Source organism: Arthrobacter sp. Y3223164, assembly GCF_059091005.1.
This window is the reverse complement of the sequence record NZ_JBNHGF010000335.1, coordinates 1-3,074: the sequence shown is the minus strand read 5'-3', so window position 1 is coordinate 3,074 and position 3,074 is coordinate 1. Positions and strand designations below refer to the sequence as shown.

Below are 3,074 nucleotides of genomic sequence, written 5' to 3'. Positions count from 1 at the left end.
CCACCGTGGGGCAGGCGGCGTGGGCCGCCAGGCCCGAGGAGACACTGCCCAGCAGCCGTCCCGCAAAGCCGCCGCGGCCGCGCTTGCCCACCACCGCCAGTCCGGCGGAAGCAGATTCGTCCACCAGCACTTCGCTCGGGTCCCCGGCCACCACGTGCCCTTCGGCCTGGAGCCCCAACGCTCCGGCGCGGTCAAGCGCCGCCTGCAGCACCCCTTCCCCGCCGCGCCGGGCGGTGGCCAGATACTGGTGGTCCACCTGCGGATCGTCCACGCCCGCGGTTGAGACGACGGTGACCAGCCGCACCGGCCATCCGCGGGACTGGGCCTCGAACAACCCCCAGTCCAGCGCCCGGGCGCTGGTTTCCGAGCCGTCGAATCCCACCAGGACGACCTCTTCCATGCCTTCCACCCTAGGGGACGGCCGCGCGGCTGAGTAGGGGCAGCGGGTTCCGACGGCGGCCGGGCGCGAGGCGGGCGCCGGGCAGGAGGACGGGCGGGCGGCCAGCGTACGGAAAAGCCGGGCGGCGAACGCCTCAAGAAACCATTGCCGTCGGCTGAACACAGGTTTAGACTGCTGAACATGCGTTCAGCAGCGCCGCCGCAGGCTGCCGCACCTAGTGATCTCACCGCCCGTGCCCGGGTCCGGGACACCGCCGTCGTACTGTTCGGCAGCCGGGGTTTCCGGGTGGGTGTCCGCGCCATTGCTGACGCGGCAGGGGTCAGCCCGGCGCTGATCCTGCACCATTTCGGTTCCAAAGACGGTCTGCGGACGGCCTGCGACGAGTACGTGTTGGCCAAAATCGGCGCCTACAAGCAGCAGGCAGTCCACTCCGGCTCGCCGACTGAACTGCTGGCGGCCATGGCGGAGCTGGAGGAAACGGCGCCGCTGGTCGGCTACGCCTTGCGGAGCCTCCAGTCCGGCGGCGAGCTGGCCCAGTCCTTCATCGAGCACTTCGCCGCCGACGCCGAGGCTTGGCTGGCCCAAGGCGTCGCCGCCGGCACCATCCACCCGTCCGTCGACGAGCAGGCGCGCGCCCGCTATCTGACCATTCAGGGATTCGGTGCCATGCTGCTGGACCTGACGCTTCACCCGCCGGAGGATCCCACCGATTTTTCCGCCATCATGCGCGGCTACCTGGACCGGCACGGCCTGGCCAACGTGGAACTCTACACGCAGGGCTTGATGACCACCCGCGACCTGCTCGACGCCTACCTGATGTATGTGACGGACCCGCCCGGTTCCTGACCCGCCGCGTCTCTGTCCCGTCCGCGCCCCGCGCACCCTAGTTCCTTCCATATTCCGCCCCGAAGCAGGTGGTTTCCATGTCTGAAGTAATCGACCTGAACCAAGTGGACAAGGCCTTCGGCTCCGTCCGCGCCCTGGACCGGCTCAACCTGGTGCTGGAACCCGGCGAGGTCCACGGCTTCCTCGGCCCCAACGGCGCCGGCAAGTCCACCACCATCCGCATCATTCTCGGCCTGTTGAAGGCCGACGCCGGAACCGTCCGGCTCTTCGGCGAGGACCCATGGTCGCGCGCGGTGCCCCTGCACCGCCGGCTGGCCTACGTTCCCGGTGACGTCAGCCTCTGGCCCAAGCTCACCGGCGGGGAGGCGATCGACCTGTTTGCCAGCCTCCGCGGCGGGATCGACCGCAGGCTCAAGGCCGAACTGTTGGAACGCTTCCAGCTGGATCCCACCAAGAAGACTCGCTCCTATTCCAAGGGCAACCGGCAGAAGGTCGCGCTCGTCGCCGCCTTGGCCAGTGACGTCGAGCTTCTGGTGTTGGACGAGCCGACGTCCGGACTGGACCCGCTGATGGAACTGGAATTCCAGCAGTGCATCCGCGAGTCCAGGCACGCCGGCAAGACAGTGCTGCTCTCCAGCCACATCCTGGCCGAGGTGGAAGCCTTGTGCGACAAGGTCACCATCATCCGGGCCGGCCGCGCTGTCCAAACCGGTTCGCTCGCGGAACTGAGACACCTGCGGCGCACCGCCGTCGTCGTGGTGGCAGACGGCGATGCCACCGCGGTGGGCAGCCTTACCGGCGTACACGACCTCCGGCGCGACAACGGGCGCGTGCACTTCACCGTTGACGAAGCCGCGCTGCCGGCCGCGTTGTCGGCCCTGCTCCCGCTGGGTGTCCGCAGCCTGACCAGCACGCCTCCGACGCTGGAGGAACTGTTCGTTCACCAGTACGGCCCCGATGGGCGGGCCGCGGCCGAAAGCGGCAGGTCATGAGCACCGCTACCGCGGCGCCGGGGATCTCCCGTGCGCGCAGCCCACGGAATCAGGCGCTGGCCGGGACCGGCCGGCTTCTCCGCCTGGCGCTGCGGGTGGACCGGGTGCGGATCCTGGTCTGGGCGCTGGCCATCGGCGGGTTCATCAGCTACTTCGCGTTGGTGCTGCCCCAGGTCTACGGCGACCAGGCGGCATGGCAGAGCCGGGCGGCGATCATGCAGGACCCGTCCGGCGCCCTGCTGGCCGGCCCGGGGTACGGCCTGGAGAACTACGGCCTGGGCCCGATGCTGGCCAACGAAGTGCTGGGGATGCTGGCGGTGGCCACCGCGTTGATGTCCATCTTCTCGGTAATCCGGCACACCCGGGCCAACGAAGAAGCCGGACGTGCCGAGCTCATCCTGGCCGGGCCGGTGGGACGACGCGCACCGCTGACCGCCGCGCTGGCGGTCATGCTGCTCACCAACCTGGCGGTGGCAGCGGCCCTGTTCGCGGCACTGGTGGCCAACGGTCTCGCGGCACTCGATTCCCTGGCGATGGCGGCCGGAGCGGCGTTGGTCGGGGTCGTCTTCGGCGCAGTGGCGGCGCTGACCGCGCAGCTGAGCGAACATGCGCGGACGGCCAGCGGCATGGCCGGGGCGCTGCTGGGGCTGGCGTACATCCTCCGCGGCATCGGCGACGCCCAGGCGCTGGGCGGCACCGCGTTGTCGTGGCTCTCCCCCATCGGTTGGGTCCAGCAGGCGCGGGCCTATGTCGAGCTGCGCTGGTGGCCCTTGCTGCTGTGTCTGGCGCTCGCGGCACTGCTGGTGCCGGCCGCGTATCTGCTGCAGGGCCGGCGC

Annotated in this window: 4 protein-coding genes; 3 read left to right on the top strand and 1 reads right to left on the bottom strand. The window is 70.1% G+C overall.

The window, feature by feature from the left end; all coding sequences use genetic code 11:
* Positions 1 to 400: universal stress protein (locus AC5RUJ_RS13575; RefSeq protein ID WP_494156003.1), on the bottom strand; the 400-nt coding region annotated here is incomplete at its 3' end.
* Positions 401 to 580: 180 nt separating this feature from the next.
* Here AC5RUJ_RS13575 and AC5RUJ_RS13570 point away from each other — a divergent pair.
* The 3 genes from AC5RUJ_RS13570 to AC5RUJ_RS13560 all read left to right on the top strand — a co-directional run.
* Complete coding sequence (locus tag AC5RUJ_RS13570; protein ID WP_494014474.1) at positions 581 to 1,246, top strand: TetR/AcrR family transcriptional regulator; 666 nt, start codon at positions 581 to 583, stop codon at positions 1,244 to 1,246.
* A gap of 77 nt (positions 1,247 to 1,323) precedes the next feature.
* Positions 1,324 to 2,238 carry an ABC transporter ATP-binding protein gene (locus AC5RUJ_RS13565; protein ID WP_494128561.1) on the top strand — a complete coding sequence of 305 codons (915 nt, stop codon included), beginning with the start codon at positions 1,324 to 1,326 and terminating at the stop codon, positions 2,236 to 2,238.
* On the top strand, positions 2,235 to 3,074 hold an 840-nt coding region (locus AC5RUJ_RS13560), incomplete at its 3' end, for an efflux permease Rv1217c-related protein (protein ID WP_494156002.1). The genes AC5RUJ_RS13565 and AC5RUJ_RS13560, both read left to right, overlap by 4 nt.

Bases quoted from the DNA above. Each gene is read 5' to 3' on its own strand.
- AC5RUJ_RS13565 (WP_494128561.1), top strand. From the start codon at position 1,324: ATGTCTGAAGTAATCGACCTGAACCAAGTGGACAAGGCCTTCGGCTCC.
- AC5RUJ_RS13570 (WP_494014474.1), top strand. From the start codon at position 581: ATGCGTTCAGCAGCGCCGCCGCAGGCTGCCGCACCTAGTGATCTCACC.